The 22993-nt window shown below is 61.2% G+C and carries 23 protein-coding genes; 15 read left to right on the top strand and 8 right to left on the bottom strand.

All coding sequences use genetic code 11. From position 1 onward, the window contains the following. Positions 1-183 precede the first annotated feature (183 nt). Genes AC0L27_RS38750 through AC0L27_RS38715 form a run of 8 tightly spaced genes read left to right on the top strand, consistent with a single transcriptional unit; the run spans position 184 to position 9626 of the window. Positions 184-1578 carry an ABC transporter substrate-binding protein gene (locus AC0L27_RS38750; RefSeq protein ID WP_473323140.1) on the top strand — a complete coding sequence of 465 codons (1395 nt, stop codon included), beginning with the start codon at positions 184-186 and terminating at the stop codon, positions 1576-1578. A gap of 3 nt (positions 1579-1581) precedes the next feature. After that, positions 1582-2517, top strand: a complete 936-nt coding sequence (locus AC0L27_RS38745; protein WP_473300812.1) for a carbohydrate ABC transporter permease — start codon at positions 1582-1584, stop codon at positions 2515-2517. After that, the gene (locus AC0L27_RS38740; RefSeq protein ID WP_247447685.1) at positions 2514-3353 is read left to right on the top strand and encodes a carbohydrate ABC transporter permease; all 840 of its coding nucleotides are present in this window, start codon (positions 2514-2516) and stop codon (positions 3351-3353) included. Before AC0L27_RS38745 ends, AC0L27_RS38740 begins: the two co-directional genes overlap by 4 nt. Next, a complete protein-coding gene (locus tag AC0L27_RS38735) occupies positions 3350-4402 on the top strand; it encodes an ABC transporter ATP-binding protein (protein WP_473323138.1) in 1053 nt (350 codons plus the stop codon). Before AC0L27_RS38740 ends, AC0L27_RS38735 begins: the two co-directional genes overlap by 4 nt. Positions 4403-4406: 4 nt before the next feature. Further along, complete coding sequence (locus AC0L27_RS38730; protein ID WP_275168269.1) at positions 4407-5180, top strand: GntR family transcriptional regulator; 774 nt, start codon at positions 4407-4409, stop codon at positions 5178-5180. A 32-nt stretch (positions 5181-5212) separates the two neighbouring features. Then, a complete protein-coding gene (locus tag AC0L27_RS38725; RefSeq protein WP_473323136.1) occupies positions 5213-6856 on the top strand; it encodes an arylsulfatase in 1644 nt (547 codons plus the stop codon). A gap of 3 nt (positions 6857-6859) precedes the next feature. Then, a complete protein-coding gene (locus AC0L27_RS38720; RefSeq protein ID WP_473323134.1) occupies positions 6860-7834 on the top strand; it encodes a formylglycine-generating enzyme family protein in 975 nt (324 codons plus the stop codon). Between the two features lies 1 nt (position 7835). After that, positions 7836-9626: a chloride channel protein gene (locus tag AC0L27_RS38715; RefSeq protein ID WP_473323132.1), complete on the top strand. Its 1791-nt coding sequence runs from the start codon at positions 7836-7838 to the stop codon at positions 9624-9626. A gap of 67 nt (positions 9627-9693) precedes the next feature. On the opposite strand, the gene AC0L27_RS38710 is transcribed toward AC0L27_RS38715, so the two are convergent. Genes AC0L27_RS38710 through AC0L27_RS38700 form a run of 3 tightly spaced genes read right to left on the bottom strand, consistent with a single transcriptional unit; the run spans position 9694 to position 13166 of the window. Further along, complete coding sequence (locus AC0L27_RS38710; protein WP_473323130.1) at positions 9694-10416, bottom strand: GntR family transcriptional regulator; 723 nt, start codon at positions 10414-10416, stop codon at positions 9694-9696. Between the two features lie 27 nt (positions 10417-10443). Further along, complete coding sequence (locus tag AC0L27_RS38705) at positions 10444-12039, bottom strand: GMC family oxidoreductase (RefSeq protein ID WP_473323128.1); 1596 nt, start codon at positions 12037-12039, stop codon at positions 10444-10446. After that, the gene (locus AC0L27_RS38700; protein ID WP_473323126.1) at positions 12039-13166 is read right to left on the bottom strand and encodes a mandelate racemase/muconate lactonizing enzyme family protein; all 1128 of its coding nucleotides are present in this window, start codon (positions 13164-13166) and stop codon (positions 12039-12041) included. The genes AC0L27_RS38705 and AC0L27_RS38700 overlap by 1 nt, the downstream gene beginning before the upstream one ends. Positions 13167-13273: 107 nt before the next feature. Here AC0L27_RS38700 and AC0L27_RS38695 point away from each other — a divergent pair, with 107 nt between their 5' ends. From AC0L27_RS38695 to AC0L27_RS38685, 3 genes are read left to right on the top strand one after another with little or no spacing between them, the layout of a single operon-like run. Further along, positions 13274-14044 carry an ABC transporter permease gene (locus tag AC0L27_RS38695; protein WP_473323124.1) on the top strand — a complete coding sequence of 257 codons (771 nt, stop codon included), beginning with the start codon at positions 13274-13276 and terminating at the stop codon, positions 14042-14044. Beyond that, a complete protein-coding gene (locus AC0L27_RS38690) occupies positions 14041-14850 on the top strand; it encodes an ABC transporter ATP-binding protein (RefSeq protein WP_473323121.1) in 810 nt (269 codons plus the stop codon). The genes AC0L27_RS38695 and AC0L27_RS38690 overlap by 4 nt, the downstream gene beginning before the upstream one ends. A gap of 22 nt (positions 14851-14872) precedes the next feature. Next, positions 14873-15868: an ABC transporter substrate-binding protein gene (locus tag AC0L27_RS38685; RefSeq protein ID WP_473323119.1), complete on the top strand. Its 996-nt coding sequence runs from the start codon at positions 14873-14875 to the stop codon at positions 15866-15868. An 838-nt stretch (positions 15869-16706) separates the two neighbouring features. Here the strand turns inward: AC0L27_RS38685 and AC0L27_RS38680 are convergent. Continuing rightward, complete coding sequence (locus tag AC0L27_RS38680; protein ID WP_473323117.1) at positions 16707-17234, bottom strand: hypothetical protein; 528 nt, start codon at positions 17232-17234, stop codon at positions 16707-16709. Between the two features lie 993 nt (positions 17235-18227). Here AC0L27_RS38680 and AC0L27_RS38675 point away from each other — a divergent pair. Next, positions 18228-18560 (top strand): hypothetical protein, encoded by a 333-nt coding sequence (locus AC0L27_RS38675; RefSeq protein ID WP_473323116.1) that lies wholly within the window; start codon positions 18228-18230, stop codon positions 18558-18560. Here the strand turns inward: AC0L27_RS38675 and AC0L27_RS38670 are convergent, their stop codons facing one another. Further along, positions 18561-18767, bottom strand: a complete 207-nt coding sequence (locus AC0L27_RS38670) for a hypothetical protein (RefSeq protein ID WP_473323114.1) — start codon at positions 18765-18767, stop codon at positions 18561-18563. It lies immediately after the preceding gene. A 62-nt stretch (positions 18768-18829) separates the two neighbouring features. Then, entirely contained in the window at positions 18830-19042 is a 213-nt protein-coding gene (locus AC0L27_RS38665; protein WP_473323113.1) for a hypothetical protein, read from the bottom strand. A gap of 347 nt (positions 19043-19389) precedes the next feature. On the opposite strand from AC0L27_RS38665, the gene AC0L27_RS38660 reads away from it, so the two are divergent. From AC0L27_RS38660 to AC0L27_RS38650, 3 genes are all read left to right on the top strand, one after another. Beyond that, the gene (locus AC0L27_RS38660) at positions 19390-19695 is read left to right on the top strand and encodes a hypothetical protein (RefSeq protein WP_473323110.1); all 306 of its coding nucleotides are present in this window, start codon (positions 19390-19392) and stop codon (positions 19693-19695) included. Positions 19696-20432: 737 nt separating this feature from the next. Continuing rightward, positions 20433-20621, top strand: coding sequence for a hypothetical protein (locus AC0L27_RS38655; RefSeq protein WP_247289126.1), 189 nt, complete (start codon positions 20433-20435; stop codon positions 20619-20621). Further along, positions 20605-20883, top strand: a complete 279-nt coding sequence (locus AC0L27_RS38650; RefSeq protein WP_473323108.1) for a DUF7662 domain-containing protein — start codon at positions 20605-20607, stop codon at positions 20881-20883. Before AC0L27_RS38655 ends, AC0L27_RS38650 begins: the two co-directional genes overlap by 17 nt. A 431-nt stretch (positions 20884-21314) precedes the next feature. Here AC0L27_RS38650 and AC0L27_RS38645 read toward each other — a convergent pair whose 3' ends face one another. Beyond that, positions 21315-21773, bottom strand: coding sequence for a hypothetical protein (locus tag AC0L27_RS38645; protein WP_473323158.1), 459 nt, complete (start codon positions 21771-21773; stop codon positions 21315-21317). Between the two features lie 7 nt (positions 21774-21780). Further along, on the bottom strand, positions 21781-22002 hold the full coding sequence (locus AC0L27_RS38640; protein WP_007604739.1) for a hypothetical protein: 222 nt from the start codon (positions 22000-22002) through the stop codon (positions 21781-21783). Between the last annotated feature and the right edge of the window lie 991 nt (positions 22003-22993).

Raw genomic sequence — 22993 nt, 5'->3', positions numbered from 1 at the left:
AGCGGCGCATCGTCGGCTTGGAACTATCTCTGGTCTGGAAGCGAGCGCCGGAGTTCCGAGCCGCGCAAGATAACGTTCCAATGTCAATGACGGGCAGCAGCCTTGCCGCGGTTGACTTGTTATAACATTTCGGCAAATGTCCTGACTAACCGGAGCGAAAATCCGGATTTTCGGGAGGACAGTATGACGCCATTCAGGCCGACGCGACGAAAGCTCATCAAAACCGGAACCGCGGCAGCGGCTCTGGCGACGTTTGGACCTACCCTTCTGCGACAGGCCGCCGCGCAGGATGCCGACCTTGCGCCGTACAAGTCAGCCAAGATCGATTGGCAGCAGGTATCAGGCGAAACAATCACTGTCGCGGTTATCCCCGCGAGCTATTTCGAAAACCTGATCACGCTGGCGCCTCAGTTCAAGGCACTGACCGGCATCGATGTCCGTTTTGAAAAGATTCCGCCGGCGCAGATCCGGCAAAAGAGCGTCATCGACCTGACCTCGAAGACCGGCACCTACGCGACCCATGCCGCGGACCCCATGTATTACGCGCTCTACGCCGCGAACAAATGGGTGGAGCCGCTTGACACCTATCTGAACGACAAGTCGCTGACCGACCAGGCATGGTTCAAGCTCGACGACATCATTCCGGCCTGGCGCAGCGCCAATGGCATCGACGGCAAGCTCTATGGCATGCCCTATGACGGCGAAGTCACCATTCAGGTTTATCGCAAGGATCTCTACGACGCGAAGGGTCTAAAGCCGGCCGACACGCTCGAAGCCTATATGTCGAACGCCGCGGCGCTGAACACGCCGAACGACCGCATCTGGGGCGCAGCGCTGCGCGGCGTCGCCGGTGCCGGCCAGAATATGTACATCTATCCGTCAATTTTCCGCGAATTCGGCGGCGACTGGATGAAGGGCGGCAAGCTCACCGTCAATGGCCCCGAGGCCGAGGCGGCGCTCGCCTGGTATATCGACATCATGAAGAAGTACGCGCCGACGGCGGCCGCGAACTGGAACTGGCCGGATATCGCCGACGCCTTCTCGCAAGGCACGGTCGCCAGCTACATCGACGCACATTCGTCGGCCTCGGTCATCAACAATCCCGAGAAGTCCAAAGTCATCGGCAAGGTCGCCTATGCGCGCTGGCCGAAGGGCCCATCGGGCAAGCGCACCACCTCGATCTGGAACTGGGGTTTTCCAATCAATTCCGCGCTGCCCGAGAAGAAGCGCAAGGCGACGTGGCTTTTCATTCAATGGGCCGCGAGCGCCGAGACCCAGGCGCGCACCGCGCATCGTTTTGCAGGCCCGACCAAGCGCTCCGGCGTCAACCGCACCTCGGTTTGGAAGGATCCGGAATACATCAAGCTCATGAACGGCTTTGGCGAGAATTTCGTCGAAGCCACGATGGGCGCTCTGCAGGATGATACCGACGTCGACTGGCGCCCGCGCGTGCCACAATGGCCGGCGATCGGCGACACCATGGCAACCGCGATCCAGTCGGCCCTCTCCGGCCAAGCCACGATCAAGGCCGCATTGGACGATGCGCAGCGCCGCATCGAACCCATGATGCGCGGCTGAGCCATGGCGACGACAGCGGCGACATCGGCCGGGATCGCGAGTGAGGCGCCTCACAGCGATTTCGGGCGCGTCCTGGCGCAGCGCGAGCGCCGGTTTGCGGCAACCTTGCTTGCACCGGCGTTTCTGGCGCTGCTTGCCACGACAACGTTTCCGCTGCTCTTTCTGGTCTATACCAGCGCGTTCCGGATGGATCTGGCGATGCCGTTCACCAACGGCTTCGTCGGATTCGAGAACTACCAGGTGCTGCTCTCCGACGAGCGCTTCTGGACCTCGCTGCTGGTGAGCCTCGTCTATACCGGCTCCACGGTCGCGCTGCAGGTCATCATCGGCCTGGCGCTCGCCTTGCTGGTCATGGACATGAAGCGGGGCCAGGGCTGGTTCAGGGTCATCGCGATCTTGCCCGTCGTGCTGTCGCCTGCCGTCGTCGGGATGATCTGGCGCACCTTCATGCTGGCACCGGAATTCGGCATTATCGATTACCTCGCGATCAACGCCGGCCTCGGTAGCAAGAACTGGCTCGGCGATCCCACGCTTGCGACGGTCTCGGTGATCGCAATCCATACCTGGCAATGGACGCCGTTCGCGTTCATGGTGCTGCTGGCCTCGCTGGCCTCACTGCCCGAGGACATCTATGAGGCCGCGCGGCTTGATCGGGCTTCCGCCTGGCAGCGCTTCCGCCGCATCACCCTGCCCTTGCTGCGGCCCGCAATCGTGATGGTCATCATCATGCGGACGATGGTGGCGCTGACCGCGTTTGCTGCGATCTTCACCGTCACCGGCGGCGGCCCCGGGACCGCGACCGAGATCCTCAACCTCTATGCCTACAGGAAATCCTTCACTGAGTTGTCAATCGGGTACGGTGCGGCGCTGGCGGTGGCGCTGCTGATCGTGACCATCATCATCTCCGGCATCTTGTTTGCCCTGCGGAGGGCTAAGTGACGGCAAAACGCCTCCGCGCCATCGCCTTGCTCGCGATTTCCATGGTCTTCCTGCTGGCCTGGGCCTTCCCGATCATCTGGAGCGTGCTGAATTCGCTCAAGACCGATTCCGACGTGCTCGCCTATCCGCCCAAGCTGGTTTTCTCGCCGACGCTGGAGGCTTATCGGGACGTACTGTTCGGCTCCGGATCGATCCTCCCGAACCTCCTTTCAAGTGCCATCATCTCGGTCGGCACTACTATCGTCACCATGTTGATGGCGGTGCCCGCGGCCTATGCCCTGGCGCGCCTGCGCTTTCGCGGCAAGAAGTTCGCGGGCTTCTACGTATTGGCAACCCAGATGCTGCCACCAGTCGGCATCATCATCCCCTACTTCCTGGTACTGCGGAACATCGGCTGGATCGACACCTATCAGGGCATCATCCTGATTTATCTGTCGTTCTCCCTGCCGTTCGCGATCTGGCTACTGGTCTCCTATTTCGAGGACATTCCCTTCGAGATGGAGGAAGCCGCCTATCTCGACGGCGCCAGCAGGCTCAAGACGCTGTGGCGCATCATCATTCCGCAGGTCCGCGGCGGCATCGCCGTAACCGTCGTGTTTGTGTTCCTCAATGCGTGGAATGAGTTCCTGTTCGCCGTTGTGCTCAGCGGCAACACGGTGCGGCCGGTGACGGTGGCCATGTTCAATTTCGTCTCCGTTGAGCAGACGCTGTGGGCCAAGCTCGCAGCGGTCTCGGTCCTTGCCATGCTGCCTGTCGTCGTGCTCGGCGTAGTCGCACAGAAGCATATCGTAAAGGGCTTGACGGTCGGTGCAGTCAAAGGCGGAGGGCGCCGATGAGCGGCCAGGGTCAGGTCAGTTTTCGCAACATCGTCAAGATGCACGGCGAGTTCGCCGCGCTCAAGGGCGTCAATTTCGACATCAAGCCGGGCGAGTTCTTCGCGCTGCTCGGCCCCTCTGGTTCGGGCAAGAGCACCACACTGCGCATTCTCGCCGGCCTGGATGTGCCCACCGCCGGCCGCGTGCTGATCGACGACAAGGACGTCACCTCGACTGACGCGCGCGATCGTGACATCGCCATGGTATTTCAAAGCTACGCGCTCTATCCGCACATGACGGTCGCAGAGAACATCGCCTTCCCACTTGAGATGGCCAGGCTGCCAAATGCACAAATTGCTTCCGCCGTGCAAGAAGCGGCAAGAAAAGTGAAGATCGACCACCTTTTGGATCGGAAGCCGGGCCAGCTCTCGGGCGGTCAGCAGCAGCGCTGCGCACTCGCCCGCGCCATTGTGCGCAAGGCGCGGCTCTTTTTGCTCGACGAGCCGCTATCAAACCTGGACGCGAAGCTGCGGCTGGAGACCCGCGCGGAGCTTAAGAAGCTGCAACGCTCGCTGGGCGTCACCGCGGTCTACGTCACCCATGACCAGGAAGAGGCCATGACGCTGGCCGACCGCATGGCGGTGTTCATGTCAGGCGAGATCCAGCAGATCGGCACGCCCGCGGAGGTTTTCGCGCGCCCGAACTCGATCGACATTGCCGGCTTCATCGGCAATCCCCCGATGAACCTCGTCCCCGCCCGCTATGTCGACGGCGACGTGATCATCGCCGGGCATCGTCTCAAGACGACGACCACAACCGCGGGCAAGCGTGATGTGGTGGTCGGGCTTCGTCCCGGCGCCCTGCGCATGACGGAGGGCGGACTCGGCGCGCGCGTCGACCTGATCGAGGACCTCGGAGATACCGCCGTGCTCGATCTCGACTGCGCTGGCACCATGATCCGCATGCGCGTCAGCGACGGCAACATTCCCAGCGAAGGCGAGACCATCTCGATCACCGCCCGACCCCGGGACATTCACTTGTTTGATCCCACGACCCGCATGCGGCTCTGACACCATGGCTGTTCAAACCCGCAAGAAGAAACCCGCTCCGCTCGGCAGCGATGTCGTCGCGGAAGGCTCGACGCCCCTGCACGTCCAGATTCGCGAGTCCATTCGCAGTCAGGTTCGCGACGGCAAGCTGATTGACGCAACTGGCCGTCTGATGACCGAGGCCGAGCTCGGCCGTCATTTCAGCGTCAGCCGCATCACCATCCGCAATGCCATTGCGCCGTTGGTGAACGAAGGCATGTTCGACCGCTCACGCGGCCGCGGCACATTCCTGCGCTCGAACCAGCCCGAGAACTGGGTCGGCCGCCTCATGGGCTTTTCGGAGACCATCCGCGACGCCGGCTACCATGCCGGCGCCAGGATTTTGCAGCAAGGCATGACCAATCGCCACGACGCCGCCGTTCGCGATCAGCTGCGCGAGCGCGCCGTCTGGCAACTCAAGCGTCTCCGGCTCGCAGATGAGACGCCAATCGCGATCGAGCACGCCTTCTATCCGCCGGACATCGGGCTCGAGCTCGAAAAGCGCGACCTGGTCTCGATTATCATGTATCGCGTCTTCGAGGACGAGTTCGGCCTTGCCATCAAGGATGCGCAGCAAACCATAAGCGCCGATCTTGCCGACGCCAGCAGCGCAAAACTGCTCGGCGTGAAGGTGGGGTCCCCCCTGCTTGCCATCGAGCGCGTCACCTTCGGCAAGGACGGACGGGCGCTGGAGCTTCTGCGCGCGGTCTATTTGCCGAACTATTTCCGCCTCAGCATCAGCCTGACTCGCCGCCACTGAGATCGCCACACGTCAATAACGAGGACACAAACATGCCGAATGGCGCAAAGACCCCTGATAAGCCCAACATCCTGCTCATACTCAACGACGACATGGGCTTTTCGGACATCGGCTGTTACGGCGGAGAGATCCAGACGCCGAACCTGGACCGCCTCGCGGCCAACGGCTTGCGCTATTCGCAGTTTTACAACACCGCCCGCTGCAGCCCGTCACGCGCCTCGCTGCTCACCGGTCTGCATCCGCACCAGACCGGCATCGGCATCCTCACTTACAGCAACGGCCCGGAAGGCTATGCCGGCAACCTCAACAAGAGCTGCGTGACGATCGCCGAAGCGCTCAAGAGCAGGAATTATACGAGCTATCTCAGCGGCAAGTGGCATATCGCCAGCAGCCTCACCGAGCCGACCGACGCGTGGCCGATGCAGCGCGGCTTCGACCATTTCTACGGCACCATCATCGGCGCCGGCAGCTTCTATCACCCGAATACGCTGACCCGCGGCAACGACAATATCGAGCACGAGGCCGTCAAGGACCCGTCGTTCTTCTATACGGATGCGATCAGCGACCAAGCTGCCGCCTTCATCCGCCAGCACAGGTCGGAAAAGCCCGACGCGCCGTTCTTCCAGTACGTCGCCTACACCGCCCCGCACTGGCCGCTCCACGCCCATGACGAGGACATAGCAAAATACAAGGGCCGCTTCGACGCCGGCTGGGACAAGCTGCGCGAGGAGCGCCTCAAGCGCCTCGTCGAGGACGGCATCATCCATCCGAACTGGCGCCTGACCGACCGCGACCCGACCCAGCCCGCGTGGACCGACGCCGAGCAGCGCGAATGGACGCTGCGCTGCATGGAGGTCTACGCGGCCCAGATCGACCGGATGGACCAAGGCATCGGGCGTATCCTGAAGGCGCTGGAAGAAACCGGCCAGATGGACAACACGCTGATCATCTTCCTCTCGGACAATGGCGCCTGCGCCGAGGACATTCCGGAAGGCGTCACCGCGAAGGAGCTGGTCGACCAGCTCATGATCGCGCAGGCAAAGACGCGCGACGGCAGGCCGGTGCGCTTCGGCAACGATCCAAGGCTCATGCCTGGCGGCGAGGACACCTACCAGAGCTACGGCACCGCCTGGGCCAATCTCTCCAACAGCCCGTTCCGGCTCTACAAGCACTGGGTCCACGAGGGCGGTATCGCCACGCCGTTCATTGTGCACTGGCCGCGCGGCATCGCCGAGAAGGGCGGCCTGCGGCACAATCCAAGCCAGCTCACCGATGTGATGGCGACCATCCTCGACGTCACCGGTGCCACCTATCCCAGTGAATACAACGGCAACACTATTTTGCCCTGCGAGGGCGAGAGCCTGGTGCCATCTTTCGCGGCGGCCTATGGCAATCGGGGCCCGCTGTTCTGGGAGCATGAAGGCAATGCGGCCGTGCGCGTTGGCAAGTGGAAGCTGGTGCGGAAATATCCCGGCCCCTGGGAACTCTACGACATGGAAACCGACCGCACCGAGATGAACGATCTGGCCGCGCAGCATCCGGATCGCGTCCACGAGATGGCGGCGCAGTATCAGCAATGGGCCAATCGCTGTGGCGTGATCCCGCGCGAGAAGATTCTCGAACTGATGAAGGCCGCGGGCGGCACGGCCTTTTGGGAGGAAGAGAAGCAGACGTAGGACATGACGAAGGATCGCTCGCACTGTTGCACCGAGAGCGCCGACGACAAGGGGTCGGCGACGGGCAACGATGCGCAGGCAGCGATCCTTCCCAGTCTAACCCCGATCCCGCGCCGCTGGAGCTCAATGATCGTCGGAACCTTCCACATGGGATCTGCCGACAGGGGCTTCGTTGAAGATGGCGAAGGCCCGGTGCGGCCCGTCACGCTGTCGCCGTTCGCTATTGCCTGTCACGCCGTAAGCAACCTGCAGTTCGGCGACTTCGTCCGTGCCACAGGCTACACGACCGAAGCCGAACGCTACGGCTGGAGTTTCGTCTTCGAGGGGCTCCTGCCGGAAGAGACGCGCACTGCGCAAACGGCGCGCGTTCGCGAAACGCCCTGGTGGATCCGGGTGTTGCATGCTTACTGGGCGCAACCGGAGGGCCCGTCGAGCAGCATTCTGGACCGGCTCGATCATCCGGTCGTCCATGTCTCCTGGAATGACGCTCAGGCCTATTGCGCGTGGTCGCGCACGCGGCTTCCGACCGAAGCGGAATGGGAGATGGCCGCACGCGGCGGGTTGGACCAGGCCACCTATCCGTGGGGCGATGAGCTTCAGCCAGGCGGCGAGCATCGTTGCAACATCTGGCAGGGCGATTTTCCGAGCCGCAACACTCTGGACGATGGCTATCTCGGCACGTCGCCCGTCCACGCCTTTGCGCCGAACGGATGCGGCCTGCACAATGTCGCCGGAAATGTCTGGGAATGGTGTGAGGACTACTTTTCGCCGAGTTATCACCGCCTCACAACATCTCACGATCCCTTGAATCGCGAACTAGCCCCGAACCGCTCGATGCGCGGCGGATCCTTCCTTTGCCACGAATCCTACTGCAACCGCTACCGCGTCGCGGCGCGAAGCTCCAATTCACCCGATTCGTCATCGAGTAATACCGGCTTCCGTGTCGTGCGCGCTGAACCCCCGCGGGATCCGGCATAGGATGGCGCCAGCCTCACATGCCGGGAAGCCGGCTCAAGCTGCCGGCATCCGTTTGCTGCCGCTCTTTCTGCGCAACTTCGTGCGCAATCGCGAGACCGGCCTTGTGCTGGTCGCCATTGTCATCGGACTGCTCAGCGGCGTTCTCGTCGCCACCATCTCGGGCCTCAGCCAGGTGTCACATGCGCTGCTGTTCGATATTCCCTTCGACGCACATCTCAGCGCCACCGGGGTGATTTCCTGGCAGCGAACGCTGCTGATTCCGATGCTCGGCAGCCTGGTGCTCGCGCTGATCGGGCTGTACTTCGCCCGGCGCGTAAAGGGCCAGCAGCTCGCCGACGCGATCGAGGCCAACGCTCTCTATGGCGGCCGGGTATCATTTCGCGGCAGCTTGCTAATCTCGGTCCAGACCCTGCTCTCCAACGGCTTCGGCGGGTCGGTCGGACTGGAGGCCGGCTACACGCAGATCTGCGCGATGTTCGGTTCTCATGTCGGCCAGCGCCTCGCCGCACGACGTAACGACCTGCGGCTCCTGGTCGCCTGCGGCGCCGCGGGTGCAATCAGCGCAGCGTTTTCTGCACCTCTGGCCGGCGCCTTCTACGCCTTCGAGGTCGTGCTGGGCGCGTACACCTCCGCCGCACTCGTTCCCGTCATTGCAAGCGCTGTTACTGCGTGGCTGGTTGCGCGGCAATTGACCCACCAGTCGTTCCTGATGGTGCCCGGCTTCCCCTCGCCTGTCTCCGTCGAAATGATCGGGCAGGCCGTGCTGATCGGCGTCATCTGCGCCTTCGTCAGTATTATCGTCATGCTCGCAGTCGCATTCTCGGAACGGTGTTTTCAGCGCATCACGGTATTCAGGGGATTCATACGGCCAATCCTCGGAGGCCTGCTGCTCGGCGGTCTTGCCCTGCTGACGCCGACCGTGCTGGGCGCCGGCCATGGCGCGATGCAGATCCTTCTCGTCAGCAATCCAACCTGGCTCCTGCTCACGACGACTATCGTGTTCAAGATTCTTGCCTCAGCCATCTCGCTCGGTTCTGGATTTCGTGGCGGACTTTTCTTCGCTTCGCTGCTGCTCGGCGCACTGATCGGGCAGCTCTACAGCATCGTGCTGACCGGCCTTCTTCCGACGCTCGCCCTGCAACCGGGCACCGCTGCCATTGCCGCGCTGGCTGCTCTGGGCACCGGCGTGCTGGGCGCGCCGTTCAGCATGGTCTCTCTCGCGCTCGAAATCACCGGCGACTTCTCCGTTACCGTTGGCGCGGTAGTCGCATCATCGGTCTGCGCGCTCATTGTCCGCGAGCTTTTCGGCTACAGCTTTGCGACGTGGCGCTTCCATTTGCGGGGCGAGGTCATCTGTGGCCCGCAGGACATCGGCTGGGCCAGGCAAATGAGCGCGGCGTCCCTGATGCGCACGGACTTCGAGAACGCCCCGACGACGATGCCGATCGGCGAGGCGCAAAGGCTGTTTTCTCCGGCGCTGGTCCGGCAGGTCGTGCTGCTCGATCCCAACGATGCTTATGCCGGTATCGTTCCGGCTGCGACGCTGCATTCGGTCGCCAACCGGGACAACGAGCCGCTCGGATCGCTGGCGCAGCAACAGGATGAATGCCTCCTTCCGACTACGTCGGTTCGTGAGATCCTGAAAGCCTTCGAGCGCAGCGAGGCAGACGTCCTGGCAGTCGTTGACCCCGCCGACAGTCGCACAGCGATCGGAACGCTAAGCGAATCCCACGTGTTGCGTACCTATGGCGAAGAACTCGAGCGTCGGAACCAGGAATTGTTTTCGCGGTAAACGGTCAAGGTCCAGATTTGAGCATGACTTTGCTTGAAAGCCGCTCCGCGCTGTTGCGGATTAGGCTCTACGGCCGCAGGTCCATGTCGATACGCACGAAATCACCGCGATAGGTGACCTCGCCCAGATAGATCACGGTGCGGTCGCTCGTTGTGAAGACACGACGGACTTCGGCCACGGGCGAGTTCAGAGGCACGCGCAGCAGCCGCGCCGCCTCGAGATCCGCGGTGCCGATCGTCAGCGTCTGACGGGCGCTGGCGATCGCGGGGTCCCTGAGATCGGTGAGGATCGGGATCACGGTTTCATTGCGGAAACGCTTTGGCGACCTGCGAAAGATCTTCTCATCGAGATAGATGGAAATGACGCAGTAAGGCTGCTTCCGGCGTGAGTGCAGGCGCCGCATGAAGACGTATTTCTCGGCCGGCTTGCCGTCTTCGGGAAGTAGCGGCGCATTGCTGCGGCTCTCCGAGATGTTGATGATCTCCGGCGAGGTGTCGCGGTACATGTCGGCAAGATCGGACAGCGTAGTCTCTACCTTGAGCCAGCGATCCTGCCGCACGGTGCCCGTAACAAACGTGCCTCGTCCCTGCTGGGCCTCGATCACGCCGTCGCGGGCAAGCAGCTCGACCGCCTGACGGATGGTGACGCGCGACACGCCGAACTCGGCCGCAAGCCCCTCATTGGCTGGCAGGCGAAAGCCACGGGTCCAGGTGCCGCGCGCAATCCGCTGGCGGAAGATGTCGGCAATCTGCGCGTATTTGGGGACGTGACTGTCGGAATTCAATTCCATCTCGCCTCCGGAAGATCAATGAACCGATCAGGCCATGACAAGAGCTGCACCGCGCTCGCCAATCATCAGGCTGGTCGCGTTGGTGTTGGCCGAAGTGATCTGCGGCATCACCGAGGCATCGATCACGCGGAGCCGCTCGACGCCGCGTACGCGCAGCTGCGGATCGAGCACCGCTCGCTCGTCCCGGCCCATGCGGCAGGTCCCGACACAGTGGAACACGGTGCCACCCGTGTTGCGCGCAAAATCCCACAGCCCGGCACCGTCCCTTGCTGCGTCTCCCGGCACCACTTCCACGTCCCACAGCGGACGAAACGCCTTCTGTTGATAGATCTCGCGCAGGATCTTCAGACCCGCTACGATGGTCTTGCGATCGATCTCCTCGGCGAAATAGTTGGGCACGATCCGCGGCTGCTCGAATGGATCGGCGGAGCTGATCGCAAGCTGGCCGCGCGACTTTCCGTGGCATTGCCAGACCGAAGCCGTAAATCCGGAATAGGTGTGAAGGGGCTCACCGGGCTTGTCGACCGACAGCGGCATCACGTTGAACTGCACGTCCGGCCGGCCGCCGCCGGCGTATTCGGTGCAGGCTGCACCGCCCACCTGCCCTGCGCCGACCGTCAACGGACCGCTGCCTGCCAGGATCCATTGCAGGCCCATCTTCGCAAGCTCGACGGGATTTCGGACCTGATCGTTGAGCGAGATCCGCTCCTTCAGGCGGACGATCAGCCGGGCCTGATAATGGTCCTGAAGATTGGCGCCAACTTCCGGAGCATCCGCAACAACGGGAATGCCGAGCTTGCGCAGTAGACCCGCCGGACCGACGCCGGAGAGCTGGAGGATCTGCGGCGACTGCAGCGCGCCACTGGACAGGATGACTTCACGCTCGGCCCTGGCGCGGTGCACCTGCCCCTTCCTGATCCATTCGACGCCGTTCGCAACGGCGCCTGCGAAGGTGACCTTACTGACCTGCGCATGGGTGATGATAGTGAGATTGGGCCTGGCAGCAATCGGACGAAGAAAGGCGGAGGCGGAGCTGGTCCGCCAGTGACGCCCAATGCCGAGTTGGTAAGTGCCGACGCCGAGCGTGGTTGCGCCGTTGAAGTCGGGATTGGATGGCAGACCAAACTGCACACCCGCCTCGACCCAGGCCCTGGATGCCCGATTGTCGTTGCGGAGATCAGAGACCTCGAACTCCCCGAGCCCGCCGTGAAACTGGCTCTCGCCGCCGCGGTAGCGTTCGTGGCGCCGGAAATACGGCAGGACGTCACGATAGCTCCAGCCATCGGCGCCAAAGCGTTCCCAGTCGTCGAAATCCTCGTGCTGGCCGCGGATGAAGATCAGGCCGTTAATCGACGAGGACCCTCCGAGCACACGGCCGCGGGGCCAGACGATGGCGCGGCCGCCGCTGCCTTCCGACGGCTCGGTTCTGAACAGGCGCGAGAAACGTTCGTTGTAGATGGTCCGATAGTACCCGACCGGAAGCTTGAGCCAAAAATTCCGGTCCGATCCGCCGGCTTCCAGCAGCAGCACGCGGCAGGCGGGATCGGCCGACAACCGGTTTGCGACCACGCAGCCCGCCGAGCCCGCGCCGACGATGATGTAGTCGTAGCCGTGCGATGACATCAGGCGGTCCGGTACTGTTCGATCGAGGCAAGATCAGGCGTGAGGCCGAGACCGGGCCCGTCGCCGAGCTCGATCGTTCCGTCCCGGACGTCAAGCACGGGGCCACAGAAGCGATCGCGCAGCGGGTTCTCATTGCAATCGACTTCCAGCAGCCCGTCGCCGCCGACGCCTGCCAGAAGGTGGGCCGATGCAAGAAGTCCGACCCCGGCGCCAAGATAATGCGGACAGAACATCTTTCCTGACTGCAGGATATCGCGGGCGATGCCCGCGCAAGCCGAGAGTCCACCCCATTTCGCGATGTCCGGCTGGACCACGCCGAGAACCGGCTCACCCAGCACCTCGGCAAATCCGGCGTGGCTGGCGATGTTCTCGCCGGCCGCAAGCGGAAAGCTGATTTTCTGGCGGAGTTGCTTCCACTCCTGCCGCGGGCGGTCGGCGCAGATCGGCTCCTCGAGCCAGCCAAGGCCGAACGCCTCCAGCCGCGGAGCAAGCTCAAGCGCCTGCGCGATGGTCCAGCCCTGGTTAACGTCAGCGGCGAGCAGGCCTTCGCCAACAAGCCGCCGCAGGGCCGCCAGATTGGCACGGTCGGCCACCGGATCAAAACCTATCTTCAGCTTCAGGGCGCGGTAGCCGCGTGCTAAGGCTGCCTCCGCGGCTCGCTCTGATCCTACCGGATTGATGCCGCTGGCATACACCTTGATCCTGTTCCGAGATCCGCCGAGCAACTTCCACAGCGCAACGTTCTGGCGGCGCGCATAGAGATCCCAGACAGCAAGATCGATGCCGGCGATCGACTGCGCGAACGGACCCGCTTCGCCAGATTGCAGCGCGAGCACCGAGGTTCCCTGCGTCAGGCGCTCGAAAGCGGCCGGCGGTTCCTGCGCCTTAAATCCGACAAGGGCCGGCGCGAGCACCTCGTTGACCAGCCGAACACGATGCTCGGCGCCCGGCGCTGGAAAATTGCACCACACCTCTCCCCAACCCAGGTGACCGTCCGTATCCTCGACGCGAACGAAAACGGCCGGCCGATCCGTCATCTGCCCGAACGAGGTGATGACGTGTGTCGTCAATGGATAGCGATAGCCGAAAGCCTGGACGGTGCGAATGGTGAAGGACGGCGATGTCATGCGCGGAAGGCCTGCGACGCCTATGACCAAAGGCGCTCTTGTATGGTCATCCTATTTATCATATGACTTTCGAAAACATCAACCGCTATCCGGGTGGAATGCGTCGAATGAACGGAGCAGGCGTGAGACGCTTTGGTCTCGGATTGATTCCGTGGTTCGGTGCAATCCTTCTCTGGTACGCGGTGCGCTGGAGCGGCTTCGTCAACGTCTCGCTGATCCCCGCTCCGCACCAGGTCGCCGCAAAATTCTACGAGCTTCTCACCAGAGAAGGCCTGCTGATCGACATCTTTGCCTCGACCCGGCGCGTCTTCTTCGGCGTCGCCCTCGGGATCTTCGCGGCGGTGCCGGTGGGCTTCCTGCTCGGCTGGTATCGCCCGGCCCGTACCTTCGCCGACCCCATGATCAATTTCTTCCGCGCGCTGCCGCCAATCGCGCTGATCCCGCTGGTGATCGTCTATTTCGGCGTGGACGAGATGGCAAAACTCGTGATCCTCTTCTACGCCTCATTCTTCTCCGGCGTAATCGTAATGTATGAGGGCGTCTCGCAGATCACGCCTCTCTACATCCGCGTAGCGCAGACGCTCGGCGCCAATCAGGCGGAAATCTTCGGCAAGGTCATCATTCCTCTCACCGTCCCGCATATCCTCACCGCGCTGCGGGTTGCATTGGGTGTGGCCTGGGCGACTCTGGTGGCATCCGAGCTAATAGCGGCCCAGCGCGGACTTGGCGCGATGATCCAGAATGCCTCGACCTATTTCCTGCTCGACGTCATCTATGTCGGCATCATCTGCATCGGCCTGATCGCCCTGATCATGGACATGATCCTGCGCAAGATCACGGCGCGGTTGCTGGTGTGGCAGGATCGGGCCATCGCATGACGACGCGTGCGCAGTTCGAAAACGTTTCGTTGTCCTTCGAAACTCCGAAGGGCCGCCTCAACGTCGTCGAAGATGTCACCTACGACATCAACGATGGCGATTTCATCGCCGTGATCGGGCCCTCCGGCTGTGGCAAGACCACGATGATGAGCATGCTCGCGGGTTTCCAGAGGCCGACGACCGGAAATGTGCTGTTCGACGGACGTCCTGTCGCGGGTCCCGGACCCGAGCGCGGCGTCATCTTTCAGGAGTATGGAGTCTTCCCGTGGCTTACGGTGAAGCAGAACATAGCTTTCGGCCTGACGCTCAGGGCCAACCGCGTCGCGGCAGGCGAGCGCGATGCCATCTGCGATCACTATCTGGGCCTGATGGGATTGTCCGACTTCGCCAGCTCCTATCCCAAGCATTTGTCCGGCGGCATGCGTCAGCGGCTCGCGATCGCGCGTGCCTACGCTGTTAAGCCGCAGTTCCTGCTGATGGATGAGCCGTTTGGCGCACTCGATGCCCAGACCCGTTCCAACATGCAGAACCTGCTGCTCAAGGTGCTCGAGACTGAAGGCAAGACGGTCATGCTGATCACCCACTCCGTGGAAGAGGCGATCTATCTCGCCTCCCGCATCGTCGTGGTGACCGCCCGGCCGGCACGGATCAGGGAGATCATCGACGTGCCCTTCGCCTATCCGCGCGATGAATCGATCCAGGAGCGGCCCGAATTTGGCGAGCTGCGAAGCTACATCAGGCAACTGGTGATGGACGAGTATCGCGCCCAGCAGGCGCAAATGCGTCCGGCATCAATCTCGGAATAAGAAGCAAAATGGAGGATACACCATGGATCGCAGACAATTTCTGGGCACGACGGCGGGCCTTGCGCTTGGCACCTTCACGGCCTCGGCACCGGTGATCGCGCAAGCGAAAACGAAGGTCCGCGTCGGCTATCTTCACACTGTCGCCGTCGATGGCCAGATCTGGACCGGCATGGATCGCGGTTCCTTCGAAAAGCAGGGCCTCGATCTCGAGCTGCGGCAATTCAACACCGGCTTGGAGATCTTCCAGGCGCTGATCGGCGGCAGCCTCGACGTGCTGGCAACCGGCGCCGTGCTCTCGAACTTCCCGGCCCGGGGGCAGGGCAAGGTGTTCCTGATCAACGACATTGAGGTCGCGACGGCACAGCTCTGGGTTCGCGGCGACCAGGGCATCAAGTCGTTTGAGGACCTTAAGGGCAAGCGGATTGCGACCGCGACCGGTACCACCGCGCATGTGTTCCTGGATACCGCGCTTCGCGCCAACAAGGTCGATCCCAAAGAGGTCGAGCTCGTCAACCAGACCATGCCAGCCGCCGTGACCGCCTTTATCTCCGGCGCGGTACCGGCCGTCGCTCTTTGGGTACCCTTCAACGTCACGGTTCGCGACAAGGTGCCAGGCGCGGTCAAGCTCGCCGATGCATCAGCCTACTATCCAAAGGCCGCTATCATCGGCGGCTGGGCGGCGGCCAACGATTATTACGAGCCAAACAAGGAAACGCTGGCGAAGCTCATCCGTGGTTGGGCGGATGCCAATGACTACATCATCGCGAATAGCACCGAAGCGATGGATCAACTGCAAAAGGGCCACTATAGCCAAACACCGCTGGCGGACATCAACGAGTCATTCAAGGCCCAGAAGATGTTCACGTCCAAGGACTGGAAGCGCATGTATTCAGATGGGACAGTCACCAACTGGCTGCAGCAATCGACGGATTTCTTCATGGCCAATGCAGGCATCAAGGATTTCACGCCGGCAAGCAAATATTTCGACCCCAGTCTGTATCTAAAAACAATCGTGTGATCTTATCGCGGAAGCTGGCGGCTCCGTTGCAAGGAGCCGTAGCACCCGCGCTCTATACATCATAAAATAGGCTTCCGTGCGAAAGCTTATCAGTCGATGATATGGCTTCGGTTTACTTGAAGCCTACTGGCGGCGAAAACCGCCTCCGTTTGCATAACACTGAGCCATCACAGCTGCGGCTTCATTGGCCCTGCTCATTCACTGTAAGATCGCTGTTGCCCTGATTCGGCTGTCTCGTTCGAGGCCAAACAACGCCGCGCCCGCTCTATCTGGACGTTGGTGGCACCCTGACTACGGGCATACATTTCAGCCACCGCTGCTGAATACCTTGCAACGTAGTATCTGACTTCCGAGCAGGAGATCCGGTCGCCGGGCCTGTGTTGGCGTGCGGCATACGCGGCAGAGCTCATCGTGATGAAGAACAAAACGGCAGCTCCGATTCCGGACGCGACCTTCATTGCTACCTCCGTACTTGGTGGTTCATTGCACGGAGGTGGCCTGACTCGCGGTCGTTGCGCAAATCAACATTTGTAGTCTCGCGCAACGCCGTGCGGGGTGTTGCTCTCTTGCGCCACAGTCAGGGTCGTAGAAATGTGAGCGTCACGATGGCGCAACATCTGGGATGGCTCGTTGCTCCGACGACGGCCGGCTCACAAGCGCCCGACTTGCGTCGGCGTGGAAATCCAATCTCCCCACAGACTCACCAGCCGGTAATCAGCAGCAACCGTATTGCCAGGTTGGCATCATCCGGCCCTATCATTTGCGCGCGAACGCCTGACAAATTCCGAGACAAAGGCTTCGTTGCTGAGTCGCCGCATTAAGTCGATGGGCTCCTCGATTAGGTCGCGTGTGGATTCACGACTGTATATCCGCGCAATGAGCGAGCATGAACCCGTGTTGCATGCCCGCCAGAGTTGGAGTCGTACGCCATCCACATGTCGCCACCAACGTGCTGGTCCAATACAAACACGTGGCCGCGGCGTGTGGCGACCATCCCCGGTGCTGGCGATGTACGGGGAAAACGGAGCCAATTCGCCGCAAGGTTCAGCTCCGGAATCACCCGACCGAACACGCGGAGCGCGGCACCACAACCGCAATATGAGGAAGGGCAGCCGGCCGGACGACGGCCGATCACGCGCCCCTCCGGCTCGCTCGCGCTCGCAAACGCATTCATCGCAGTGCCTCGTTGACGCATGTGCAGCCAACCACCGCGTCGTACAGTGCTGCGATCGGCCGGCCGGTACGAGAAGTCACGCGGCATCGACACGTTGCATTCGGCGATTTGCTGATTGCGGAAGGGACGCGCTTCAGATGGGATTGAGCCGGTGATGAAAACAAGCGAAGTGAAAAAGACTAGTTTCAACATGCAGGACTCCTACGCGTGTCCTGCCCCGCCTGCAGAGGCTAAAAACAATTTGGTCAATTGAAGGCTACTTAATGGTCACTCGGCTTCTGCGGCCGTCCTGCTTAACTCAGGTTAAACCTGCTGCTGACCGATAAGGATTGCCGACAATGCTTGTCAGTCTAGAACAGTATCTCCGCTTCGGATTGATACAAGCAAGCCGAGTGATGCTCCGTCCTTCAAATTGTCATCAGATTGGGTGCCACTTTCCGCTGCTGCGCTCGGCTTCAGGAGCGGATGGCGTCAATCGCGTGAGCTATCAGGACCGCAACGCTGGCCGCGATTATGATGACTAGCAGCCAACTGATCACGCTCGTCTCCATCAACGTTATGGAGTGAATGCGCTCAATCCCGCACAGTCAAAAAGAACCCGCCGGAAAGCTTAATTTCAGCGAGGGGCTGAGGACTCAAGGCAACTCTTGCGTCCGCAATCGGTCCTATCAGCGAAATGCCAGTAACCGGGTGTCAACCGAGCCCACCATGACTGGGTCTCTGTGCCGCGCCCTTTCGCTTCTCAGCGGCGGAATTGTTCCGCCCCCGGAACAGAATGCCCGCTAGATGGGTTTCGGTTCGGCCGAAATTGTGTTTGAAAAAGAGACAAAGCTGCGGCAGAATTTATGTACCGGGGCTGGCTGCATATTTCACTCGGTGTTTTTAACCCGCTTCATTTGACGACGCGTGGGCCGCAGCGATTTAACCTCCCGCTGCGGCCCGCCGCACGGCACGCCCGGCGAGCGCCCCTCAAGGTACGCTGTCGTTGGGGCCTCAGAGTCGGAGGACCGTGAGAACGGCTCAGGCGTCTCCAGCCGCAGCTTTCCCGTCTGCTCCGCTGATCGAGTTTCGCAGGAGCGGCTCGCCCTGGGCATTTATCCGTTGGGACAGTTGGCGCCCAATCGATGCCGGTTGCACGAAAGGGGAGGAATCCGCATTATGGTTTGCTGGGCGAACGGATCTACGGTGGCTCTGAAGAACCCCGACGCTATTGCTGCAGTCGTGACCGCGCTCCGGCTTACTCACGGCGACGAAATGGCACGAGCCATGCTGGTCGGCGGCATGAGCCTGGCCGCGCTGATAGAGACGATGTTCTCCGCCTCGATCGAGCGACGCGATGCCGTTCGATACGTCGCGGCTGCCCTGGACGACTTCGCCATCTCGCCGGAGCCCGGCCCGGTCTGGCACCTTCGCTACGTTTACGAAAGTCATGGCTCGTTTCGTGTTGTCGATATGGAGATTGCGACCCCAACAGGCACGCTGTCCAGTAAAGACGTCTGGCTACGTCTGCCCGTCTAGCTATCTTGCCACCTCTGCAATGTGACCAGTGCCGTCGACGATTAGCGAGCGCGCGGTACCTTCTCTGACGGCCTTGTAAGTCTTGATCCTTCCGGCCGGCACCTCCTGGATCTGCGAGTAGCCTGCGGCGCGAAGCTTAGCGACGATTTCCTCCGACGTCAGGCAGAGCGCAAACGAGCACGGCCAGACCGCTATGAGGGCAGCCATTACGAACGATCGCAGCACTTGCCCTCCTTGCGCGCACGCCGCCGTCGGGTTGACTCCTTAGCTTAGCCGCCGACCGGACCCGACAACGTCTCCAGTCCCGCCTCGATTGCCGCGATGTCCTGCTCGATCTGCGCAATTGACAACCTGCAGTCAAAGCCCACCCAGGCTTTCAGGTCTCCGGCAAGTCGCAGGCGATGGATCCTCAGCTCTTCAAGCGACTGGCGGTCCTTCACTCTTGCGTAGCCATCCACAATCAACTCAATCGCACTCGACATGACGCTACTCCACAAAAATAATTCGGATCTAATGAATGAAGCTTATTGCAAGCCGCCCGGTCGGCGCAACTTCGGCGCTGGCTTTGTACAAGATGGCTCCTTCGCCGGCTTGCGCTTCAGCCAATGGAGCGGCTGGGAACAACAAGAGCCAGAGAGCGCCTCGAATGCCCAACCAGGCCGTCGTCAAAATCGGTCACGATTATTGACGGGTTGGCATTGCACTCAGCGTCCAACGGCAAATTCTTCGAAAACGGATGAGCACGGGGTTGCTTTTTTTCCTAGCTTTTCCCGAACGGGGACGTCAAACTTGCGTCCATTGAGAACGTATTTTTTTAAGGGACATTGCGATGGGAAAACCTGCCGTTTCCCGTGATGCCTTCCGGGGACTATTCGCTTTCTATGCGGCGAAGGCTCATCACGACCATAAGGCCGAGGCCGAACATTCCCTTTTGCGGATGTTCGGATCTGCCGACGATATACCCGATACGCTGCTGCAGCAGTGGTCGGACAGAGCTGAGTTGCTCGGCTCCGAAACCGTTGGCCGCGTAATGGATCCACACGTCCGTCAAATCACGACCGGCAATGCACAATACGACCATGCCAGCGACTTTCTCCACACGCTGCTGAGAGACCTCGGGCAGAAAATGCAGTGATGGAACCGCCACGCCATTGGCGCGGCACTTGTCAGACGCATAGACTTGACAGCTTGTTTCCGGCGTTTCGAACGACTGGACTTCATAGAAGACCTTCTGGCCTCCAGCCAAGCCCGATGTACCGGCGCGCTGCGCTGCGCTAGGCTCACCGTCATCCAGTTGGATGAAGCCGACCCACGCCCATTAAACCACTGCAGTGTATCCGCTGCCAGCTAGATATGATCGCAAGGCCGTGTGAACTAGTTCACAGATTGGGAAAGAAAAGCTCACTACCATGGAGAGAGCGGCGGAGATGCTCCGGCTTGTTGCTCGTTCGCCTGCCCATCCAGCTTGGATCATGAATCGTTTTCTGTCTCAGTAGCGGAAAAGGCGACGACGATGATTGACGACGATTTGGTCCGGGCACATCGCAACAATATTCAACGCTATCACCTCTTGTTGCAAACCACTCTGACGGACTTCGAACGGCAGTATGTCGAAAGACGTCTGAGCGAGGAGCAATCGAAGCTGGATAGGCTAACAACTCGTGCTCAAGCAAAGCGAGACGGCCAATCGGCTACAGATCACGCAGGCTAGACGGGTTTGCTATTAAGGGCTGCGGCAGAAAAGCTTGTGCGAGCAGCTGCGCAGCTTCAGCATTCCGAGCGGAGACAACTAGCCGAAGCACGGCAGCACCACCTAAACACTTGCACTCGCCCGTCGGTTGCGGTTGGATCGTCTTTTTAGGATTTGATCCAATGGCAATTCAATTGCTTGTGGCGAAGGTTCTCAGGGACGAGCTATCTTTAAGGGGCATGCAATCATTAAGCGTTGAAGATTCCGAGGCGATTGCTGCTCGCATCTTCGAGCGGATCACTGAGCTCGAGCTGGAACTTGCCGCCCGGGGGTTCAACATCCCCGCGAGCGGCGATGATAGACCGACGTGACGAGCCGAGCGTCATGTCCATTTACGATCCGCTATTGAGGGAGCTGGGGCGCACAAGGGCGCAAACTATTCGGCTCACGTTCTCGGAAATCGAGGGAATTCTTGGGAGGCCGTTACCGCCGTCAGCTTACAAGTTCAGTGCCTGGTGGGGAAATGAGAGTTCGCGCAAAGCTGGGCACACGCAGGCGATGGCGTGGCTGCAGGCAGGCTTCACGGCCAGAGTTTCTCTGAAACAGCGGGCGGTGGAATTCCGTCGAGCCTGAAGGCTTTCACGGGCGCCACCTTACTGTTGCGAGCTTTCCCGCGCGTCCGGGCACTGTTACTCCACGGAGATGCAGTTCGAAGGTGACGGACTGATCCAGCCCGGTCCCCGCGACCCTTCTCATCCAGGCTTAAGCTCGAGAAAACGAGGTCCAGAACTGCAATTCTTTGAGACAGAATAGCTCTCGTTCGAACGCCCCCCACTCCTTGGGTGATCGCTCAGGCCGAATAGCAGCTTCCTCAGCAGACGACGAAGACCTTTCCGTGAGCTGATTTCAAGAGCCAATCGGCCAGGTGCACTCGAAAATCAATAAGGCAATTGGCGCCATCGGTGGTACCGGACAGATGATCCAACAGTCGTCGGCTAACAGGGTTGTGGCGCAATCGAGAGGCCGCTCTAGCAGCGTCGCATGAACAGCACCGTGGCTCGAATTTAGCCGGGGGAAAGGCGTACGCCCGGGCTCCTCGCCTCTGCGGGGCGACGCCTGGGGAGGCGCCAGCCTAGCGGTCCCGGGAAGCTGTTGGCGATGCTCAACGCGTGGTTCTCGTCGGTTTCGAGAGCTATTTTCTGGGCAAGCATGACGTCGCCCTGAGCCAAGCCACCTAACGGGACGAAGCAGCGCCCTGTTCCGAGCCGCCCGTATTCGTCTATCTCGTTGACGTTGGCGGACGTCCCGCGCTGAATTCGGTACCGCTTCCCAGTATCGCATCCCACGACGTCGAAATATCCCTTCCTATCGAAGTCCGCCCTCTGCTGAGGCGAAAGCCAAGAACGAAGGAGGCGTAGCGCACGAGCGTGAATCGTTTTCTCGTCCTTGGACGCTTCATAGAGCTTCCCAATGGAGAGGCTACGAAGGGGCCACCGGCTGACCCGAGCTAAGTTCCTCTTCACCTGGCCATCACCCACCGACTAGCCGCGGGAAAAACAATGTCTCTTCGGCGGTCGGATCAAACGTGGTGATCCTGGTTACCTCCTCCGGGCTGCTCCGCACCGCTGCGGTGTATCCTTTCCCGGTGAATTCCAGAAAACGTCTCTCCGCCTCCGCCAGAGCATCACCGCCGGAGTTGTCGAAGAAGTAGCGGCTGTCGCCGCTGTGATCCATCACGATCTGCGTTGCCATGCTGAGGCTCCCGATTGCACTTCGGAAGGAATGTAAAAGCGGAGACCTCGTTCCTATTTTCGTAAGCGCCAGATATTTTTTAGTTGTGCGCCTCACTAGGCCCGACTGTGTAATCCGCCTGGCACGACTGACAAGCGCTCGCTTCGTCAATGTCGTCACGCAGGACTGAGAACGATTTAGGAGCTGACAGTGCCCGATCCTGTGCAGACGAGATCCCACCAGCCCGGTGCAGCCGTTCCGGGGCCGGTGCGATTTCGGAGACGCGGGCGGCAACAAAGATGGTCGAGGGATTGACCAGATGTGCCCAGTGCCATGTGAATACTTGCGCAGGGCGCGCGCCTGCGATGGAGAGGTCTATCGGCAGTCCGGGACGGCCCCACCCGACCAGCGGCCCGGAGGGGGCGCTGTTCCGTTGGGGCGCAACTTCAAGAGCCGGCGGCACCTGGGAGGAGGACGTTGGAGAAACTGCCAGCGTCAAGGTCGCGGCAAATGGACGGGAACCGACCTAGCGCATTCTGCTGAATCCGCAACGGCTTGCCGACGACTTAAAGCGGCCACGGCCCTACCCCCAGGCCCTCTTTCCAAAATCCCGTAGTATCGGAGTAAGCGTCATGCGCTCCTCGCCGTCGCGCCAATCGCCCATCGAGACCTCTATCTCAGCCGCTCTACAACAAGGCACCCCGCCAAACAAACGGGCTTACGCAGACCGGGTTTTGCCGCTTCCGCGAGCCCGATGCCGCTGACATGGCGCTATTCATCTTTCGGACTAGAGCCGCCTTGGGCGGGCTTGCTCCAGCCGCCCCGGTGACGCAGCAGGCCGATTTGCTGCCGGATGCCATGTTCAGAGACTATTTATGGGGATCGTCAATCGAGCCGGGGCGCGTCCGCGGTGAATGGCGCTCGCCGAGGTCCTGTGACCTTGCCCCCAAGTTTTATCCAGTTCTGAGTTCGCCCCGGCGGTTGGATTTGCCCTCTTGGGCGGTGGGAGCGA

This window comes from Bradyrhizobium sp. Ken51 (genome assembly GCF_055807435.1).
The sequence above is the reverse complement of the archived record's forward strand: the minus strand, read 5'-3'. Positions and strand labels throughout refer to the sequence as shown.